Raw genomic sequence first — 20,261 nt, forward strand, 5'->3', positions numbered from 1 at the left:
AGAGTTCTCCTAAATGCTTGCACTCATTGCGCGAAGTGTGTCCAGTATCTTTTTCCCTGTAGGAGAATTGGTGGAGAAGCGCTCTTTTTCAAAATCAGTTGTTATACCAAGGCTCTGCAATTCTTGCAGGATTGTCAGCAGGTCTGCTGTACGGCGGGCAAGATGTGTCGTTGACTGCGCCACAATGCAGTTGACACGTCCTGCACGGCAGTCAGTCAGCAATCGGTTGAGTTCCGGGCGTTGGCGCAGATCCGTACCCGTAACGCCATAGTCAGCATAAATCGCCATATGTTTAGGTAATTCTTCACGTTGCAATGCAGGGTGGGTTGCACCTTTATCCACACAGATGTAACGCGCCATGGATTTTCTATCTGCTATTTGTGGCATGACTTTCTCCTTTGCATTTGACGCTGTGACATTCTTTTTATCACATACAACATACTCGAAAGGCAGGTCAAAAGCTATTCACGAGAACCACTAAACTTCTCGGCGCAAAACGCCGCATTTCCGGGCATAACCAACATTCGTGCGCTGGCAGATGTCCCTAGGCAATCTTCCGTTTGCGGCAGCGGATACCAGCGCGGCATAGGCCAGTGCATATTTCAGCTCCTGTTCCAGTCTTACGGGAAACGGGTCAATTTGCATCGACAGCCACCTCCCACGGCACTCTTTTTCCGGTTCGCGCGGTACGAGCCAGGATGCGACTCTCCAACCCTGTCAGATAGAGTTCATATTGTAGATTGGTTTCGGTCGTAATCAGTACGGCACTGTAATTTTGCAGAAAGCGTAGGATGCGGTACAAGATTGTAATGTCGTGGCTCAAACGGTCAAGGCTCTGCACCATGACGGCATTGACACGCCCCTGTTGCACAGCGGTGAGCATGGCAAACAAATCAGGTCGCCAGAACTCGGTGCCGTACTTCTGCTCCATGCAGGAGTTGACGATGATGTAGCCGCGCCTGTCGGCTTCGCGCATGACATCGGCAAGCTGTTCTTCCAATGCGGGCAGGTTCGGTGCGGCACTGCGGGCGAACGCCCAAATTTTGTATTCTTTCATGGGCGCACCTCAGAATTGATCCATAAGTGGGAGACGGACATCAAAGCGGGGCTTGCCAAAGGAGGCCCGCGTGAAGCGGTCGCCGACAAAGCGTTCCAGACCGCTGTTGATGAGTTCGGCGTTTAGGTCACATTCGGTGGTGATGAGATAGACATCATTCTGACGCAGAATTTCAATAACTCCTACCAGTATGTAGCTGTTGCGGCTGATTTGCTCCAAATCGCGCACCATCACGGCTTCAATCCGACCGTTCTCTACTGCGTCCAACATAGAACGCAGACCGATGCGGTCTTTCAAGGTGTTTCCGCTGCAATGGTCAAAAGATGTGCCGCGCACAAGGAATCCATGCCCAGCTGCTTCGTCGATAAGGTCATACAGCCGGTCAAAGGCAATGCGCGGATCGCTGTTGGCGCAGCGCACATAAATCCAGACATCGTGGTTTCGCATAAGGTACATCTCAGATCCCTCTTTCACAAAAAGTAATCCGGGCGCTTCTGCTCCCGGATAAATTGCTGCACATCTTCGATTTTCTCGGTGGTCGGGCAGGACGGCAGCGCTGCCAGCGCGGCGTCATGATACCTGCTGCCAATGCCCGCACGTTCGTCCAGAATGGCTACCACACAGGAATCCTGTTCCGTGCGAATGGCACGACCAAAACCCTGCCGCAGCTTCTTCTGCATTTCAGGGATGACCTCGGCGTTTATGTAGTCGCGCAGGTTCGGGTACTGCCGGCGCTCATAGTCGCTGACCGGGTCGGGAATCGGAAACGGCAGCTTGGCGATGATCAGCAAAGACACCATGTCACCGGGAAAGTCGATGCCCTCCCAGCAGGAGCCTGCCGCAAACAGAACGCCGTTGCCGGATTGCTTGAACTTCTGGATGATTTTGCCGCCGTTGCGCCATGCCTGATAGGTCGGGTATTGCCACTGACCGTCCGTCAGCGCGCGGACTTCCGCCATCTGGCGGTACGCTGTGAACAGCACCAGCGCATGACCGTGACAGGCACCAACCAACCGAACGATTTCTTCTGCCATTCGGCGGTTGTCCATTCGCGTTTTTGTGCGCGGCGGAAAGTATAACAGACATTTTTTCTTGTAGTTAAACGGAGAATCCGCGCGGAAGTGGCGCAACGGCCGGTAGGTTGTCAGCCCCAAAAGCTGTTCGGTGTGGCTGAACTCTCCGGCTGCAGCCAGCGTGCCGGAGGTCAGAATCGCGGGTTCGCGTGTGTTCCACAGGGCGCTGCGGAGCAGCTGCGGTACGCGGTTGCTGGCTGCGCAGAATGTGGGCTGGCCATCGGCATCGTAGTCGATGTATAAGATGCGCGTCGGCACCTCCAAAAGAAAAAGGCGCAGGAGGCTTTCTGCTTCTCCCAGCCTGTTCAGCAGGTATCGCGGCACATCCGGCAATCCGCCAGCATTTTGCAACAGTGCTATACAGTCGATGAGAGCAGCGCGGCGGAACGGTGTAAGCACGAACGGTTCGCTCACTTTTCTTCGCAGCTTGGAAAACCCCTGCGTGCAGGAGAACGACAGCGTAAGGAACGTCGTCCGCAGCTGTCTGGCAAAATCCTTGTAGTGCGCCTGTTGTAATAAAAGGCACAATTCATCCATGGCGCGCGAGGATAGTGTTTCCGTGTACATCTGACGGGCGGCATCGGGCAGTTTGTGTGCCTCGTCCACCACCAGCGCCTGATAGCTGCGCAGGAGCAGCGGCCTATCTTCAAGTCGGTGCGATGCGTCTGCCAGCAAATAATTGTGATTGCAAATTTGGATGTCGGGTTTCATGGAATCCCGCAGATACTGCTGGTAGCGGCAATCCAAGCGCATAAAGCAATCTCGCGGGCAGGACTGCGGCACACAAATTCGGCAGCGGTCATACCGGGAAAGTTCCGGGATATGATCCATGTCCAAAATGTGCGCAGCAATGTTCAGGCTGTTGGTCTGCCGTTTTCTGCTTGGCTGCACCAGCGATGCTCTTTCGGCAAGGCGGGCATCGCAGACAAAGCGTTCTTTGCCCTTGCGGACAACGGCTGTGATGGGTGCTGTAATGATACCTTCGTCCAGCAAGACAGCGGACAGGTCGGGCAGATACTCAGTAAGGATAGCGTCCTGCAAGGCAACGCTGGAAGTGGAGATAACGATAGGCAGTTTCATCCGTTCGGGACGGTTCATCTGCCAAAGAATACAGCCCACGAGGTAGGCCAGCGTCTTGCCGGTACCCACGCCTGCTTCGCACAGGGAAATTTCCTTATTATATAAGGTATCTAAAACTTCATGGCAAAGCGCGATTTGTTCCTCGCGCACCGCCATGCCGTGCCGGGGTAAAATCTCCCGGAAAATCTGTTCGGCTATGTGGTGGGATTCCGCATAGCCCGTTGGATAGGTTTGCATTTTACACCCCTGTTTTCCATCCCGTTTAAAGCAAAATGATGGGCAGCAGGCGCTTGGGGTCCTGCTGCCCACGATTTGCCCTAAACGGCAAAAGTAGATAGTTAAGAAACTGTGCCACATTTGCCGCCCGCACCCCTGACACCGGGAACACAACAGGCAGGCCACTGGCAATGGCCGTTCACTGACTTTGCCGGAGTCTTACTGCTTACAACTCCGGCTCGGTCACCCCCTCTGACGCGGGAGGCTGCAGGTGTATCATTATAGCCTTTTCCTTGGCAACATATGGTTTTGCCAAACCGCCCATCGGGTCTGCCGGAAAAGGAACGTACCTGTTATGCTGGGTATTCAGTTGTCAAGGTGCTGGGGAACGGACTATATCCGCTAAAGAGAAAAGCGTCGGAGAATGGAGTGTGCCGCCATACGATCTTCTTCTGTTTCTGCCTCATTGTACTTCCTGCGAAGCCACTCAATTTCTATCGGTTTTAAGTATGCTGTATGAGAATTGGGTCTGCGGTCTATAAGAGAAATTCCTCCATGCGGACCGGGCTTCGTGTCAATTTCGTAAAAGTCCATAAGGTAAACAATATCATAATTGATTGTGCGGCGAGAAACGCCGAACCGTTTCGCACAATCATCGATGCTATATTTTTTATATGTATATAAAAGCTCAATAATTTCATTGCGGCGTATTTCGACGTCAGACACTCCATCACCTCCTCTCATTTCTCTAAACCCCATCTTAAATGTAATTAGTGCAAAAACCTTGCACTAATTATTTGAACTTTTTGTGAATTTTTGAAGTTAAAAAAACACCGCCGATTTCAGTAAAGGAATCAGCGGTGTTTTGCATTAGAAGTTTTTTATTCCGACTATATGCCAATAGCGGAAAAGTTCCTGTCTCATACAGAAAGATTCAGTGTAAGTTCTTCAATGAAATATCTCTGTACTAGTTTTTCTGCTGTTTGCAATGTATCAGGTACAGCATAAAATTTATAGCAATACCGCACAATTCCCGCCTGACGGCTTAAGCACCGTTCCGGCGGCTGCCGCACCTTGCTCGCCGTATCGGTACTTAGAATTATGCGGTATTGCCTTATATTACTTCACCTATTATTATGTGTATCCTTACCATCTTGCTTTTATAAACTTTTTTCATCTGTTTTGCTTGCGTATCCAGCACAGATTGATTTCTAAGTTGCGGTGTTTTTCTATCCCGATGTTCGCTGCCAAGCGAATAGTCTTACTTCACACCCTTGTCACCAAGGTCTGACAGGTACCGCGCACGGCATAGCTGCCGCTGCCTGCGGGCAGGAAGAAGCTGTCGCCTTTCTTGACGACCACGGTCTCACCACCGCAGGTCAGCTCACCCTCGCCGTCTGTGACGAGCAGCGAAACAAAGCTCTTCTCGTCCGCTGTGTCCTCAAACGCGCCGTTCTTGGCATCCACGGTGAAATATTCACCCTGCGCCAGATGGCTGCCGAAGTCATGCTTGACAGGCGGGGTGCGCAGGGTCACGTCCAACGCCTTCTCCACGTGCAGGGCGCGGGGCTTGCCGTCCGCCCCCACACGGCCGTAATCGTACACACGGTAGGTCACGTTGGAGTTCTGCTGTACCTCGGCAATGACAATGCCCTTGCAAATGGCGTGCAGCGTGCCGGCCGGAATAAAGAAGCAGTCACCCTTGTGCACCGGCACGGCGTTCAACACCTCGGTCAGGGTGTTATTCTTGATGCGCTCCTCAAACTCCGCCTTGGAGATTTCATGGTCAAAGCCATAGTACAGGAAGGCACCCGGCTCACAGTCCAGCACATACCACATTTCGGTCTTGCCGTACTGATGCTCGTTTTTCAGCGCGTACTCGTTGGAGGGGTGTACCTGAATGGACAGATTGTTCTTTGCGTCAATGAACTTTGTCAGGATTGGGAACTGTTCAAACTTCTCGCAGTCGGTGCCAAGGCAGCCCGGGTGGGCGGTCACATAGTCCGCCAGCGTTGTGCCGTCCGCCAGATAGCTGGGACCGTCCGGGTGGCAGGAAAGCACCCACGCCTCGGCCAGCGGGTTCAGATCGCTCTTGATGCCAAAGTCACTGCGCAGGCGGCTGCCGCCCCACAGGTAATCCTTGCAGCTGGGAGTCAATTTCAGTATATTCATATGGATCTCCTTTACCTCAAAATTTCATTTTTTACTCAGGCATCTTCTGTTTCCTGTTCTCGCAAAAAATAGCACACAATAAACGCTGACTGTGTCATGCCCAGCCAGAGTAGAAACACCGCATTCCAGCCTCGGCTATGCCGCCGATGCCCCGTGCGGTCGCAGCTGCACCAAAATAGGTTATGGCGCTCAGCACAGGGCGCTAAAATCTTCACTTTAAGCAAACCACTTCTCGGCGTCTTTCACAATTTCACATTCGACCTTTTCAGCAGCTTCTCTGTTTTCGGCACTGACAGAAATGTAAATTTTCAGTTTCGGCTCCGTGCCGGAGGGACGCACGACAATAGAGCAGTTATCTTCCAGCAGGAACTTCAGCACTTCAGACTTGGGCAGCCCGTCCAGGCCATAAGCATAATCCAGCAGCTTTACAACCTTCTTACCGCCAAACGCTTTGATATTGCCGCGGAATGCCTGCATAATGCTCTGCATCTTGGCAAAACCGGCGCTGCCGTCGAACTCGTAGCTGTGCAGGGTGTTCAGGCAGTAGCCATAGGTCTTGTACAGCTCGTCCAGCTTATCCAGCAGGCTGATGCCCTTGGTGGCGTAGTAGCTGAACATCTCGCAGATCATGTAAGCACCGTCCACGCCGTCCTTATCGCGGACGTAGGAGCCGGTCAGGTAGCCGTAGCTTTCCTCAAAGCCGAACACATAGCTGTCTGCCCTGCCCTGCTTTTCCAGCTTGCCAATCTGCTCACCGATAAACTTGAATCCCGTCAGCACATTGATTGTCCGCAAACCATAATGGGTGGCAATCTGTTCCCCCATATCCATCGTCACGATGGTCTTAACCATGACCGGGTCGGCGGGCATCTTGCCGTGTTTCACACGCTGGCAGCAAATATAATCCAGTAACAGCATACCTGTCTGGTTTCCGGTCAGCAGTTCATATTTACCCGCCTTGTTCTTGACTGCAATGCCCACACGATCGCAGTCCGGGTCGGTGGCAAGCAGTAAATCCGCATTGCACTTTTTGGCATACTCCATGCCCAGTGCCATAGCTTCTTTAATCTCCGGATTCGGGTACGGGCAAGTCGGGAAGTTCCCGTCCGGCTGCTCCTGCTCCTTGACCACGGTGATGTTGGTGTAGCCCATCTCCTTCAGTGTGCGGGTCACAGGCTTCAGGCCGGTGCCGTTCAGCGGGCTGTAAACAATAGCCACATCCTTATTGACTTCTTCGCCAAACAGGACAGACTGATTCTTGACCTCATTCACAAATGCGGTATAGACTTCGTCCGGGATGTACTGGATGTTGCCGCTTGTAACACCTGCTTCAAAATCGCTAGTCTTGACGTCTGCAAAAATGTCCAGCTTCTCGATTTCGGCAAGAATCTCCGCAGCAGCCTCAGTGGTAATCTGGCAGCCATCTGCGCCGTAAACCTTGTAGCCGTTGTATTTGCCGGGGTTGTGGGAAGCGGTGACCATGACACCCGCAGAGGTATGCAGATAACGGGTCGCAAAGGACACTGTAGGAACAGGCATCAGAACAGGCCAGATATTGACTTTCACTCCATTTGCTGCAAACACACCAGCGGCAACTTTTGCGAACACGTCGCTCTTGATGCGGCTGTCATAGCCGATTGCCACAGAAGGTTCTGCAAAGTTTTTCTTCAGATAGTCAGCCAAGCCCTGCGATGCTTTTGCGACCGTGTAAATATTCATGCGGTTAGTACCCGCACCGATTACGCCGCGCAGACCACCCGTGCCAAAGGCAAGGTCACGGTAGAATGCATCCTCGACTTTTGCATCATCCAGCGTTTTCAGTTCGGCGGCAACATCGGCATCTGCCGTTGCATTAGCAAGCCATCGCTCATATTCTTTTTTGATGTCCATCTTAATTTTCCTCATTCCATGCGGCTTTTGGCCAGCAGGGCTGCACCGATGACCCCTGCGCGGTAGCCCAGCGTGCAGGCTGTAATGCGGGTATGTTTTTGGGCAAAATCATGTCCGAACACCATGGGCTCCACGGCGGCACGCAGCGGCTTCAGCAGGTTTTCACCCTGGTTGGCTACACCGCCGGACAGCCCGATGACCTCCGGGAAAAAGATGTTGATCAGGTTGGCAATGCCTACCGCAAGATAATGAATGTAGGTATCCACAACCTGCTGTGCGGCGGCATCCCCCTGCGCAGCGGCATCAAATGCCGTGCGACCGTTCACGTCTTCCGGCTTTGCGGCCAGCACGTTCAGCGCACTTTCCGGGTGGGCAAGCCGTGCTTCTTTTGTCATGCGGATCAGTGCGGTGGCACTGGCCAGTGCCTCAAGGCATCCATGACGTCCGCAGGTGCAGCGCGGGGCGTCTGCTGTATCAAGAATCACCATGTGTCCGGCTTCGGAGGCGGCGCCGGTGTAGCCTGTCAGCAGTTTTCCGTCCAGTACAACTCCTGCGCCAACGCCGGTACCCAGAGTAACGACAACCGTACTCTGTGCGCCTTTAGCGCAGCCCGCAAGAGCCTCGCCCAATGCAGCAACATTTGCATCATTACCAACGGCAACCGGCAGACCTGTCTTTTGCGCCAGATATTCCTCCATTGCAAAATCATGCCAATCTAGGTTGTTGGAATACAGCACCGTTCCGCCGTCCACAGTTCCCGGGCATCCGACACCAACACCTGCAACGTCCTTTCCCTCCGCCAGCTGCAGGCACAGCGCTGCAATGTCATCGCAGACAGCTTCCGCCGGGCGCGGCAGGTTTGTGGGGGTGTTGGCTTCGCACAGAATTTCACCCTCGCTGTTCACAAGTGCGGCCTTGATGTTTGTGCCGCCAAGATCTACGCCCAGATACAACATACGCCGTTTCTCCTTCCTTGCTTTACTCTACGGTCAGGTCGGCGCGCAGCAGAATATTCTCTGCATTGTCGCCAAGCTGGAGTTCAAATTTTCCGGGTTCTACCCGCCATACATAATCAGGACCAAGGGTACGCAGCTGCTTTGGTCCGACAGTCAGTTCCACCCGACGGCTTTCACCGGGCGCAAGCGTCAGACGGCGGAAAGCTGCCAGCTGGCGCTCCGGCTTTACGACGGAGCTGAACATATCCCGCACATACAGCTGCGGCACGGCATCGCCGGTGTACTTGCCGGTATTGGTGACCGTGACACTGACAGTGACCGTGTCCTGCGGGTCGATCACGCTGCGGCTCAGGGCCATATCGCGGTAAGCAAATGTTGTGTAGGTCAGACCGTAGCCAAACGGATACAGCGGCAGCCAGTCCATCTCCACATAGCGTTTTCCGCCGCCGGGTCGCCGGCTGTAATGGCAGGGAATCTGCCCGACACTGCGCGGGAATGTGATGGGAAGCCGTCCACCCGGGGCTGCATCGCCAAACAGTGTTTTTGCAATAGCGGTGCCGCCCTGCTCACCGGGGAACCACGCCTCCAGAATGGCAGGCAGATGATCGTTTTCCCAATTCGCCGTAACGGGGCGTCCGCTTTGCAGCACCAGCACCACAGGGGTTCCGGTTGCATAAACAGCCTGTACCAGCTCAAGCTGTCTGCCGGGCAGGTTCAGGTCGGTGCGGTCAAAGTTCTCGCCGCTGGTCTCCTCGTTGTCGCCCATGCAAAGGATGGCGACATCCGCTTTGCGTGCGGCTTCCACTGCTGCGGGGAAATTTTCCCGCCCGGCGCTGTACCCGAAAATCACGCGGGCGCCCCGCCGGTCGTTGACAAACTCAATGCGGATTTTATAAGTGCGTCCGGCTTCAAAGTGGAAATCCAATGCCTGGTCAGCGCTCTTATCCTTGCCCCAGCCATCAATCAGCAGTTTGTCATCCACGTACAGGCGCATACTATCCTGCGTACTCAGCCCGATGCAGCCATCCATTGTGCGGGGCATAACCACAGAACCCGTCCAGACAACGCTGAAACAGTTGGCATCCAGGGCAGGATGCGGCAGTGCGAAAATCCAGTTGAAGTTGACGGTGCGATCCGTGCGAACCTGCACCGGTTCGCCCTGCGGCACAGGTCCGTTATAATAGTGACCTGTCAGCCCGGATTCGCCGTTTTCATCGCGCAGCATGGACGGATCAAACGGGTGCAGCGCCTGCCCCAAAAAGTTGCAGCCGCGCTCATACAGCACCTCGGTTTCAGGGCTGACTGCAGCACGGATTCCGTCCAGCACAGAAACCCCGCCTTTACGGCCGCGTGTTTCGGTATAGTCGCCATAAGAAACCGTATCAGCTGCCGGACCGATGACTGCCACGCTGCGCAGGTCTTTTCTGATCGGCAGCAAGCCGTCATTCTTGAGCAATACGATGGATTTTTCCGCTATTTTTTCCGCGGTGGTCAGGTGTTCCGGGCAGCGCAGGATTTTATCGGCGCGTTTTTCATCCGTATAAGGATTTTCAAACAACCCCAGTGCAAATTTCATACGCAGCACACGCCGACACGCCGTATCCAGCACCGACATCTTCATGGAACCGCTTTCAATCAGGTGGGCAATCGCTTTCTGCCAGACATCATGCGGAAAGTCGTAAAGCTGCAAGTCCACGCCGGCTTCCAGCCCAAGGCGGATGGCCTCCTCCGGCGTTTCGGCAATAAAGTGCCAGTCATACAGGCGGGAAACCGCCGTCAGGTCGCTGCGGACAAACCCCGGCATACCAAACTGCCCGCGCAGGACATCCGTTAAAAGCTCATGGTCCATGGATACCGGAATACTGTCGATGGAGTTGTAGCTGCACATAGCGTCGCACGCTTTGCCGTCTGCAAAAGCCGCTTCAAAGACAGGCAGACAGTCGCTGAATACATCGTGCCGACCCATGGTGCAGGGGGCGCAGTTCAGTCCCCCCACAGGGTTGCCGTAGCCGACGTAGTGCTTGGGTTCGGCAGCCACGGTGTCCGGTGTCGTCAGGTCTGTCCCCTGCATACCCAATACGGTTTCGCGTGCAAACTCAGCACAAAGGTATGTGTCCTCACCATAGGATTCTTCCGCGCGACCATACCGTGGATCACGAATCAGATCCATGACGGGGCTGTATGTTTCGTGAATCCCGCAAGCCCGGGACTCTGCCGCAATGGCGTGTCCCATCTCGCGCCCGAGTTCAGGCTCAAAGCTTGCCGCCAGACCAATTTGCTGCGGAAAACTGGTTGCGTTGTTTGTCATCAGCCCATGCAGTGCTTCCTCGCTAAAAAGGTATGGGATGCCAAGACGTGTGTTTTCTATGGCATACCGCTGCACAACATTGGCTTGGGCAGCAGTCATACCGCGCAGTTGCACACTGCCGACACTATTGTGCTGCATCAGTGCATCAAACCGCTGCATATCCACGGCTGTAACCTTGCCGTTTTCGTCCTGCGTTGTAAAATCGCCGGAATAATACTGATCTGTCTGCAGGATCTTTTCTTCAAGGGTCATCCGGCTCATCAGGTCGCTAATGCGCTCTTCTGTCGAAAGATCCGGGTTCTGGTATGGGTACATCTTTTTTCTCCCTTTATGTTACAGAGGGCAATTTTCGCCCATTTATAATCAGGTTGGCAAAACCGCCGATGCCTGCCACAAAAAACAGCAGCGAAATTGAGCTGTCCCCCATAGATTTTTCCAGCATGGGCTGGATGGCGGTTTCCACTGCGGCCGATGTGCAGGTGGCAATGCTGCTCATGGCAGCCGTTACGCCAAAGTAAGCGGTTTTGCCGCTTTCAGGACTCAATGCAAATTGCAGGTTTGTGCTTGCCAGTGATGCGCCGCCTGCACAGCCCGCCGCAACGACAATCAGAACCGGCGCAACCAAATGTGCAAAGGAAGGGCGCACAAAGGACCAGCCCAGCGTGCAGGAAAGATTCAGGAATGCAGTAAGCCAAATAACGCAGTTCCACGCAGTGCGGTCGGCCAGCCGCCCCCACACCCAGCTGCCTGCCATGCCCACAACAGCGGACACGACACCCACCGATGTGATGAAGGTGTGGCTGAGCCCCAGCACCCGCAGCTCATACACGGAAAGGAACGGAGAAGCAAAGCCGCCAGTCAGCCCGCCGATGATGCAGTAAAAAAGCAATGGACGGTAAGCAGGGTCGCGCACTGGGCGCAGAATATCCGCCGGGCGCATTTTGGAGGTGAATTTTACCGGGTTCTCTCTTACCGAAGCAAGCAGAACGGCATCCACCACAGTAAGCGACAGGCTGACAATACCGATGATAAGAAAGCCGGTATAGCCCTGCCCCTGTTCCAGATAATAATCCAGTACGCGACCAAGTGCAAGTGTTGCCGCGCTGGAAACGCAGGTTCCGATAATGCTCTTGACGGCGTAGAACTGACCGCGCCCGCCTTGGGGGGCGATGCCCAAAACCATGTGTTCCAGCCCCGGCGTAACAAGCCCCGCAGAGAAAAAGCCGATGGTATAAAGCACCAGCACCACAGCGCGGGCATGACCGGGGTCCGGCAGAGCCAGCGGTACCAGCAGAATGCTGCTGATGGAAAGCCTGAACACCACGCACATAAGCCATATAGCCAGTTTGCGGTGGTGCATCCGTTCAAACACAAAGGGCGAGAAAAACTGCAGTACGCACCCGAAAGACGGTATCATGGCCGCTGCGGCGCATAAGGATACGGACGCCCCAAGGCTGCTCAAATACCCGGCCAGAAAGTTGCCGGTGGCAACGGCATAAATCACGCCGGCCACTGCGCCTTCGGCAATAATCCGGTAGCGACCCATTTCCAGTTCATTTTCGGTCGGTGTATGCGCAGGAAAAAACAGCTGATAAAGCCAGCCCATGGCTTACCTCCCGGCAGGCGCCTCCACGGTTCCGTAAGCGCGTCCGCGGAGAAGATCCGCGTAACGGCAGATTAGGTTTGTCAGAACCGACAGGCTGCTTTCTTTGCTGACCTGACGCCACTGCGCACGGTAGCGCTGCAGCCAGTGTTCCAGCGCAGCTGCCATGGCATCTGCTTCGGGGCCGTGCGGGCAGCCTGCATTGAGCCATGCGCCAATACGGTTCCACAGCACAATGATGTCTGCCGTCTGGCAGAGTACCTGTACAATCTGCTTTTTGCCGGCAGGAAGGTTTACCGCGGCTGCAAGGATATCTGCCTTTGCCTTTTCTACGGCGCGGTTGGCATCGTCAATCCTTGTAAAGTCCACCTCGGAAAGGATCTCGGCGCGGGTTTTCTCATCACATTCTATCCAGTTGACGGTATTCCGCCAGTCAAAAACTTCATAATCCTGCAGCTTTGCCATCAGACCGGCAAATTGCCCGGTGGTATCGCCGTAATACAGGCGGGAAACCGCTTCGTTCAGCTCGTCAAATTCCACAGGCTCTGCATTCCAACCGAACGCTGCGCCGTACAGGATGCCCGGAATCGTCAGGCGCGGGTCATTGACATGACCATAATCGCCCCAGTCCGTGTTCAAAAGGCCGATGGCGTTGTACTTGTGTGCATGGTGGCACATGGTACGGATATTCAGGTAAGAATTGTACATCAGAGGCATCCAACGGTTCCAGCCACAGACGCCGGGGCAGGCGTACTGCGTAATCCCGCTGGCGGCAATATCCCGGATCTCATTTTCCCGCTGATGCGGCAGATATCCCCAGTTCAGGCAGATGGTTTCCTTGGGCAGCTCGGCACAGCTTTCCGGGAAGCGCCACATGATGTCCCCCCAGAACTGCGGTGTTACCCCCTGCGCAACAAGATATTCGCACAGCGCCTTCACATGGCTGAGATACAGGCTGCGCTCGCTCTGCTCCTCGGCGAGTGCCTTGCTGCGCCCCTTGCCCAAATCGAACGTTTCGTCATCACAGATATTGAATTTGCTGCTGCGGAAAAGCGGGCGGTATTCGTCAATCAGCCCTTTTACAAACCCCAGCGCATCGGGATTGGATACGTTCAGGGTATGGTGATTCCCTGCATAGGTATAACTGAACGGAATCTTTTCCGAGTCAGGCAGCTCGCAGAGGTCGCAACAGGTTTTTGTGCTGAGAATACGGTACATATGCCCGAAGGTAGACAAGGAAGGAACGAGTTCAATGTGCCGGACTGCGCAGTAATCATCCAGCTCCATGATCTCCTGCGCGGTCAGCGGCGTATCCTCACGCCATGCTTCGCTCAGGTCACGGAAAAGATAGGTGTGCTCAATATAAAGCTGCCATTGGTTGATCTTGTAGCGGCAGAGAATATCTGCCACCTGTTTCAGGTAGTCCAGCTTCGGGACACGTCCGCGGGAGCAGTCCTGATAATAGCCTCTGTTGGCAAGATCGGGCCAGTCCTCAATTTCCAGTGCGGGCAGTACGGCTCCGTGCTGTTCAATATACTGGCACAGTGTCTGCACACCGTTGCAGAGTGCTTCATCGCTGCCGGCTTTCAGCGTGATGCATTCCGGCATAATGCTCAGCGTGTAACGGTTTTGCGGCAGGGCGGTATCCACCGTAAGTACGGCGTCACCTGCCCGGGGCTTACCGCGGGTGAACGGCACTTCCAGCCCGGCGTACTCCCGCAGGCAGCCCTGCAGCATCTGTGCATAAAGCAACGCGGCGGGTTCGGTCTGCCACAGGGTGATTCGGCTCTGATTGTCCAGCATATGAACCCCTGCAGGGTGTTCGATCTTATGTGGATTCGGAATAAACTCCATCATCATTTCCTCCAAAAAAAGGCACGGGCGGCGGGCGCATTGCCAACCGCCCGTGCAGAATGTTCGGACTTTGTTATTTAACGGATACGAATTGTCTTGATTTCATACGGCTTTACCGTAAAGGTAATCTTGCCGTCTTTGACTTCAACCGGCTCGCCGTCGGGCTGTTCCAGACAGTTGCAGCTTTCTGCCGCATGGAAGGGAAGGTTCCAGTCCAGGGTGACATTTGTCAGGCTGTTCTCGCACTCATACATACGCACAATGGCACCATCGCCATCCTCGGCGCGTTTGATGGTTTCCAGCACCACATTGGGTGCATCCAGTCCGGCAAGGCTGAAGCTTTCGCCCGGCTTTCCGCCCTGCACAGCCAACGCGGGCTGGTTCAGGAAGAACGCCTGCGGCACCGTGCCGGCTGCCTGCCATTTTTCGGCGTGCGGATAAATGGCGTATGTGAAATGGTGAACTTCCTGATCCGTGGTAGGATTCGGCTCAATGCCGGACTTAATCAGGGTCAGCCCAATCACAGAATCCTTGACGGAATGACCGTACTTGCAGTCGTTCAGCATACTGACGCCGTAATGTCCTTCGCTCAGGTCCATCCACTTCTGACCGCAGCTTTCAAAGCGTGCGCGATCCCAGCTGGTGTTGGCGTGCGTCTTGCGGGTCAGGTTGCCGTACTGGATTTCAAACGTAGCTTCGTCAGTATGGACATTTACCGGGAAGTGAACCTTCAGCAGGCTCTGGTGTTCGTGCCAGTCCACGGTTGTAACAAACTCAATCCGGCGCTGCTTTGCATAGAAATGGATATCCTGCACCAGGGTGGAGTTGCTGTAATTGCGTTCGATGTGCAGTGTGGCGCGCACGGGACCGTTCTCCGTCCATGTGAAGTCCTGCAGGTCGGTGACATCCCAGAACTTTTCGGTATAGAAAATATCGATATCCCAGTTGTCATAATAGATGGGCTTATCCTCATATACGCGGAAGAGGTTGCCTGCCTGACCGGGCTTGAGCACTTCGCGGCGGTTCTCTTTGTCAAAGATGCCGGTCATCTGACCGTGTTCATCAAAGGTGACAGTATAGAACGGGGTGTCAATCTTATGTCCATCGGTCGCAATTTCAAAAGGCGCAGCCGAAACCTGTGCCGGTACGACCGCAAACGTTTTGCTGCCCTTGGCAGGCAGGTTGTTCAGGAACGCCACGGCACCATCGGCTGTTTTTTGTACGGGATAGATATTGCCGGCTTCGTCCTGCAAAGCCTCTGCCTTGCAATCACCCAGTTCAACCACATCGCTGCGGACAAAGCCGGTAGTGTTGTACACGGTAACGCCTTCCCCGGCGGGGGTCAGTGCATCCAGGCGCTCCTCGCGAAGTGCCGTGATTTCGGCTTCCATCTCGGCATACTCTTTTTTGGTGACTTCGTATACTTCGTGGATGGAGGAACCGGGCAGAATATCATGGAACTGATTGATGAGGATTCCATGCCACAGCTTGTCGATTTCTGCCTCTGGGTATGCGACCTTGGCTTGTGCCAGCAGGCTGAGCAGTTCCAAGTCCATCATGTGCAGCTCAATCTTACGGTTGGAACGCTTGTTGCGCGCCATGGAGGTGTATGTGCCGCGGTGATACTCAAAGTAGAGTTCACCTTCCCATGTGGGCAGGCGGCGGTTGTCCTTCACACGCTCAGCCAGCTCATCAAAGTAGGTGCGTGCAAATGCCTGACGCACTTTGGGCAGTCCCTCGATGCCCTTTTCCATACGGGTGGAGGTTTCCAGCATGGCGCGGGTCGGACCGCCGCCGCCGTCACCGTAACCGTAGGAAATCAGGATATCATTGTTGATGTCCTTCTGCTGGTAGCGGTGCCAGCCGCCGATCAGCGCATCGGGATGCAGGATGCCGTTGTAAGTCGTGAAGAAGTCATTCTCGCTCTGACCGACCCCCAGCGTTGTGACAAGGTGGGTCAGGATTTCGGTGCCGTCAATGCCGCGCCACTTGAAGGTGTCGTAAGGCATTTTGTTGAACTGGTTCCACGCCAGTTTTGTGGTCATGAAATAATCAATGCCGCACTTTGCCATAATCTGCGGCAGTGCGCCCGAATAGCCGAATACGTCCGGCAGCCAGAGGATGCGGTTGTCCACACCGAACTCTTCCTTGAAGAAACGCTTGCCGTACAGGAACTGACGCACCAGGCTTTCGCCGCTGGTCAGGTTGCAGTCCGCCTCAACCCACATACCGCCTTCGGGTTCCCAGCGTCCCTCCGCCACGCGCTGTTTGATCTGCTCATACAGCTCGGGGTAGCGCTGCTTCAGGAAGTAATACAGCTGCGGCTGGCTGGACATAAACTTGTAGTTGGGGTATTCGTCCATCAGTTTCAGCACAGTTGCAAAACTGCGGCACACTTTTTCCCGGGTCTGTGCAACAGTCCACCACCATGCCACGTCAATGTGCGTGTGACCAATGCAGCTTGCAATGACTTCCTCATGACCGGCAAGGTCGGTATAAAGTGCTTTTGCCAGATACCGGCGGGCAGCAGCAATGCTTTGATAGAAGCTCTCGTTATAAGGTGTGCGCAGGTCGATCAGATTGATAGCCTCGTTCAGCACGTTTTCCAGATCGCGGCGGGCTTTGCCGTCCTCTTCCAACCGGGGAAAAGCCTCCAGCGGCACAACCATATCGTAGTAAAGACCCTCAATTTCGGGGTCGATTTCCCGCAGGTCTACAATCAGGTTGAATTCGGTATGCAGGATTCCGGTGTAGGACTGCAATTCCAGACGGTACTTTTGACCGCCCTTGGCGCAGCGGTCCAGCAGGATGTCGCGGTGGTTCATATCCACGCCCTGTGTCACCTTGCCGTCCACAAACAGCAGGAACTGCGGGTTTTTGGCATCGTCCCACTCATCAATCTGGGTGCAGACGTGCATCCACAGCGGTTTTCCGTCCATTTCCTGCGGCACAGCCACATCCGCGCGGAACCAGTAATGCTTGTCCGGTCCGTACCAATGCATGGTGCGGCTGTCAAAGGGTTCAAACGGTGCAGGGTCTGCATCGGCATCTTCCGGGCGCAGGAAGTTGCCCGGCTTTATGAGCCAGTCGCTCGTTTCAAACTTCTGTTTTACAGAAAGCTTTTTCAGCTCATTGCAGATACCTGTGACGCGCTTGTCAAGAAAATCAATGGTGCGCATAGGTCTTTCCTTTCCCTCATAACGAGGCTTCCAGCAATTCAAAGCTGGCTGTTTTTTGCATTTTTGTTTGCGTTAGTGGAACGTATCTACACCGAAATCGTGGTATCAGCAAAATGTTATCCTGTGGCATCTCTTTGCCCCTTTAACATCAGAAAGAGTTCTTCTTGATATAGTCCAATACACGATCCACCGTGGTGAACGCCAGACCGGTCACGGTATCGGCACAGCCGTAGTACATCGCAATACGACCGGTCGCGGCATCCGTCAAGGTGGCGCAGGGGAAGGTCACGTTCGGCACGTCGCCTACACACTCATACAGCTCATGAGGAGCCAGCAGGTAATCCTTGCCGCGGTATTTTACCTTCCACGGCTCGTCAATATCCAGCAGAGCAGCACCAATGCGGTATACATAGCCGTTGCAGGTGTTGATAACACCATGGTAAATCAGCAGCCAGCCCTCATCGGTTTCAATGGGGATGGGGCCGGGGCCAATTTTCATGCTCTGCCATGCAGATTCATCGCCTTTTACAGCACCCATCATAAAGCGGTGGCGTCCCCAGTAAATCATATCTTCGCTCTGGCTGACAAAAATATCGCCGAAGGGGGTATGCCCGGTATCGCTCGGGCGGCTCATCATCATGTAGCGCCCCTGAATCTTGCGCGGGAAAAGGACACCGTTACGGTTGTACGGCAGGAAGGCATTTTCCAACTGGTGGAATGTCTTGAAGTCATCCGTCCATGCAATGCCGATGGTGGGTCCGTGGTAGCCGTTGCACCAGGTCACATAGTATTTGCCGTCCATATAGCATACACGGGGGTCATAGCGGTATTCACGGGTTGTGACCTCCGGGTCGTCCCCTACCAGATGAATCGGGGTATCCTCAATATCCCAGTGCAGACCGTCCTTGCTGAAGCCTGCGAAAATATCCATGCTGATGGACAGGCTGTCGCAGCGGAATACGCCGGCAAAGCCATCCTTGAAAGGCACAACGGCGCTGTTGAACACGCTGTTGGAACGGGCGTTGCCGTCACGACCGATGATGGGGTTTGCATCATAGCGCCAGAAAGGGGTGCGGGTGTTTGCAGGCGGTTCCTGCCACGGAATATTGGGCAGTGCGCTGCCGATGATTTTAGCCATACTTGATTCTCCTTGTGTACTTAAAATAAATCGGGAGCGGGAACTCAGCGTCCCGCTCCCGAAGGTTTCCCTGCCTGCAGGGATAGTATTTGGATTTTTAAAGATTACTTATTGGTAGCCATGAAAGCGTCAACCTGGCTCTGTGCCTCAGCAACGATCTTGTCAAAGCCGGCAGCGCGCAGTTCTTGCATCATCTGGGGAACCATAACTTCGGGATCAGCCGTACCGGTCAGCAGCTCGCCCTTGTAACGCTCTGCAATCTGGATGCAGTTTGCCAGTTCATCAGCGATGGGGGTGGTGTCGAGAGTGAAACCAAGCAGGACAGAAGGCTCAGCCTTTTCGTTCAGCTCTTTAACTTCGTCGAACTGGTTGAAATCGAAATCGTCGGTCGGGGTGATAGCGAAGAAGCTGCCCTGGGTGTAACCGGCCATAGACCAATCCGCGTTGTTCTTATGGACGAAGGTTTTGCTGTCATCGGTGTAATCCCAGTTGTCGCCCTGAACGCCGTAGTAGAACAGGTCACGGACGTAGGTGTCGGTGTTTACCAGCTGCAGGAATTGCAGTGCTTTTTCGGGATAGGCGCAGTTAGCGGAGATGCAGTTCAGAGAGCCGCGGACAGTTTCATTGGAAACGATGGTCGGACCCCACTTCTGGGCAACGCACTCAACGCCGAGCTGCGGACCCCAGGAAGTGATTGCCGCACCGGACCAGCCCTGTGCAATGGAGCAAGCCTTGTAGTTTGCATCTTCGGGACGGGTTGCAGCGTCAGAGTTGATGATACCTTCGTTGTACCACTCATGGAAGGTTTTCAGAATCTGCTTGACGTCATCCTGCTCAACAGTAGCAACAACCTTACCCTCGCTGTCATCATAGCGCACACCCAGGGGATACAGACCGGCGCCAAGCTGGTCATACATATAGGACTGGTAGCCGCCGCCGTTTTTGTTCAGAGGGAAGGAAGCCTCGCCGTCAGTGTCCTTGATAGCCTTCAGGGGCGCAGTCAGTTCATCCAGGTCGGTGATGCCCAACTCCTTGGTATAGTCATAGCCGGCAGCCTCGATCTTTGCCTTATCCCAGACAACGTACTCGCTCTGAGAAGAATCCTTGTAGGTAGGCACACCATAAACACGTCCGCCCACTTCGCAGGCTTTCCAATAATCTTCCGGAACGGAAGCGTACAGTTCAGGAGCCGCTTCCTTGACCATATCGGTGATATCCAGGAAAGCACCGGTATTGACGTCGTTGTTATAGGTGTTGACGTTGGTGAACAGGATGTCGTATTCACCGCTGGTGTTCACAATAACATTGCGGCGGGTGTCCCAGTCGCCCCAGGAGATAACCTCCATGTCGATGTTGACGCCGATCTTATCTTCCAGATACGGGTTAATCTGTGCCAGCCATGCATCGTAGTTAGAAGGCATGCCAGAACCAACGGCCACCCATTTCAGGGTGACGACGTCCTTGGAGGGAGCAGCCGTAGGAGCAGCCGTAGAGGTGCTGCTGCCATCGGTGCCGGTGGAGGCAGAAGAGGAACTGCCGCCGCAGGCTGCCATGCTGAGGGCCATGGAACCGGCCATGCCCAGCGCAAGCACTTTGTTGAACTTTTTCATCTGTTTTTCTCCTTTGCTTGTGTAAAGTTGTGTATCTTCATTCCCCTTATAGGGGAACAGAACCAAATGTGGTGGGAAAATTGAATGGGTTTATTTGTTAGCATCGATGTTCTTATACAGTGTTT

At 54.3% G+C, this 20,261-nt stretch carries 14 protein-coding genes; all 14 read right to left on the bottom strand.

The features are described 5' to 3' along the window. Positions 1 to 9: 9 nt before the first annotated feature. Positions 10 to 387, bottom strand: coding sequence for a recombinase family protein (locus C4885_RS03830; protein ID WP_113999088.1), 378 nt, complete (start codon positions 385 to 387; stop codon positions 10 to 12). A gap of 247 nt (positions 388 to 634) precedes the next feature. Next, positions 635 to 1,057 (bottom strand): recombinase family protein, encoded by a 423-nt coding sequence (locus C4885_RS03835; RefSeq protein WP_113999089.1) that lies wholly within the window; start codon positions 1,055 to 1,057, stop codon positions 635 to 637. 9 nt (positions 1,058 to 1,066) lie between these two features. Further along, on the bottom strand, positions 1,067 to 1,513 hold the full coding sequence (locus C4885_RS03840; protein ID WP_113999090.1) for a recombinase family protein: 447 nt from the start codon (positions 1,511 to 1,513) through the stop codon (positions 1,067 to 1,069). Between the two features lie 14 nt (positions 1,514 to 1,527). Beyond that, positions 1,528 to 3,447, bottom strand: a complete 1,920-nt coding sequence (locus tag C4885_RS03845; RefSeq protein WP_113999091.1) for an ATP-dependent DNA helicase — start codon at positions 3,445 to 3,447, stop codon at positions 1,528 to 1,530. A 381-nt stretch (positions 3,448 to 3,828) separates the two neighbouring features. After that, positions 3,829 to 4,152: an HTH domain-containing protein gene (locus tag C4885_RS03850; RefSeq protein WP_158538797.1), complete on the bottom strand. Its 324-nt coding sequence runs from the start codon at positions 4,150 to 4,152 to the stop codon at positions 3,829 to 3,831. Positions 4,153 to 4,692: 540 nt separating this feature from the next. Next, a complete protein-coding gene (locus tag C4885_RS03855) occupies positions 4,693 to 5,598 on the bottom strand; it encodes a type I phosphomannose isomerase catalytic subunit (protein WP_113999093.1) in 906 nt (301 codons plus the stop codon). A 216-nt stretch (positions 5,599 to 5,814) separates the two neighbouring features. Continuing rightward, positions 5,815 to 7,488, bottom strand: a complete 1,674-nt coding sequence (locus tag C4885_RS03860) for a phospho-sugar mutase (RefSeq protein ID WP_113999094.1) — start codon at positions 7,486 to 7,488, stop codon at positions 5,815 to 5,817. A gap of 11 nt (positions 7,489 to 7,499) precedes the next feature. Continuing rightward, on the bottom strand, positions 7,500 to 8,444 hold the full coding sequence (locus C4885_RS03865; RefSeq protein WP_113999095.1) for an ROK family protein: 945 nt from the start codon (positions 8,442 to 8,444) through the stop codon (positions 7,500 to 7,502). Positions 8,445 to 8,466: 22 nt separating this feature from the next. Beyond that, entirely contained in the window at positions 8,467 to 11,067 is a 2,601-nt protein-coding gene (locus tag C4885_RS03870; RefSeq protein WP_113999096.1) for a glycoside hydrolase family 3 C-terminal domain-containing protein, read from the bottom strand. A gap of 13 nt (positions 11,068 to 11,080) precedes the next feature. Then, positions 11,081 to 12,358 carry an MFS transporter gene (locus tag C4885_RS03875; RefSeq protein ID WP_113999097.1) on the bottom strand — a complete coding sequence of 426 codons (1,278 nt, stop codon included), beginning with the start codon at positions 12,356 to 12,358 and terminating at the stop codon, positions 11,081 to 11,083. A 3-nt stretch (positions 12,359 to 12,361) separates the two neighbouring features. After that, the gene (locus C4885_RS03880) at positions 12,362 to 14,212 is read right to left on the bottom strand and encodes a glycoside hydrolase family 20 zincin-like fold domain-containing protein (protein WP_158538798.1); all 1,851 of its coding nucleotides are present in this window, start codon (positions 14,210 to 14,212) and stop codon (positions 12,362 to 12,364) included. A 74-nt stretch (positions 14,213 to 14,286) separates the two neighbouring features. After that, positions 14,287 to 17,388: an alpha-mannosidase gene (locus tag C4885_RS03885; protein WP_371681619.1), complete on the bottom strand. Its 3,102-nt coding sequence runs from the start codon at positions 17,386 to 17,388 to the stop codon at positions 14,287 to 14,289. 148 nt (positions 17,389 to 17,536) lie between these two features. Beyond that, entirely contained in the window at positions 17,537 to 18,526 is a 990-nt protein-coding gene (locus C4885_RS03890; RefSeq protein WP_113999099.1) for a glycoside hydrolase family 130 protein, read from the bottom strand. 104 nt (positions 18,527 to 18,630) lie between these two features. Beyond that, positions 18,631 to 20,136 carry an ABC transporter substrate-binding protein gene (locus C4885_RS03895; protein ID WP_113999100.1) on the bottom strand — a complete coding sequence of 502 codons (1,506 nt, stop codon included), beginning with the start codon at positions 20,134 to 20,136 and terminating at the stop codon, positions 18,631 to 18,633. Positions 20,137 to 20,261 lie beyond the last annotated feature (125 nt).

The organism is Subdoligranulum sp. APC924/74 (assembly GCF_003324125.1).
In the GTDB taxonomy this organism is placed as follows: Bacteria; Bacillota; Clostridia; order Oscillospirales; family Ruminococcaceae; genus Gemmiger; species Gemmiger qucibialis.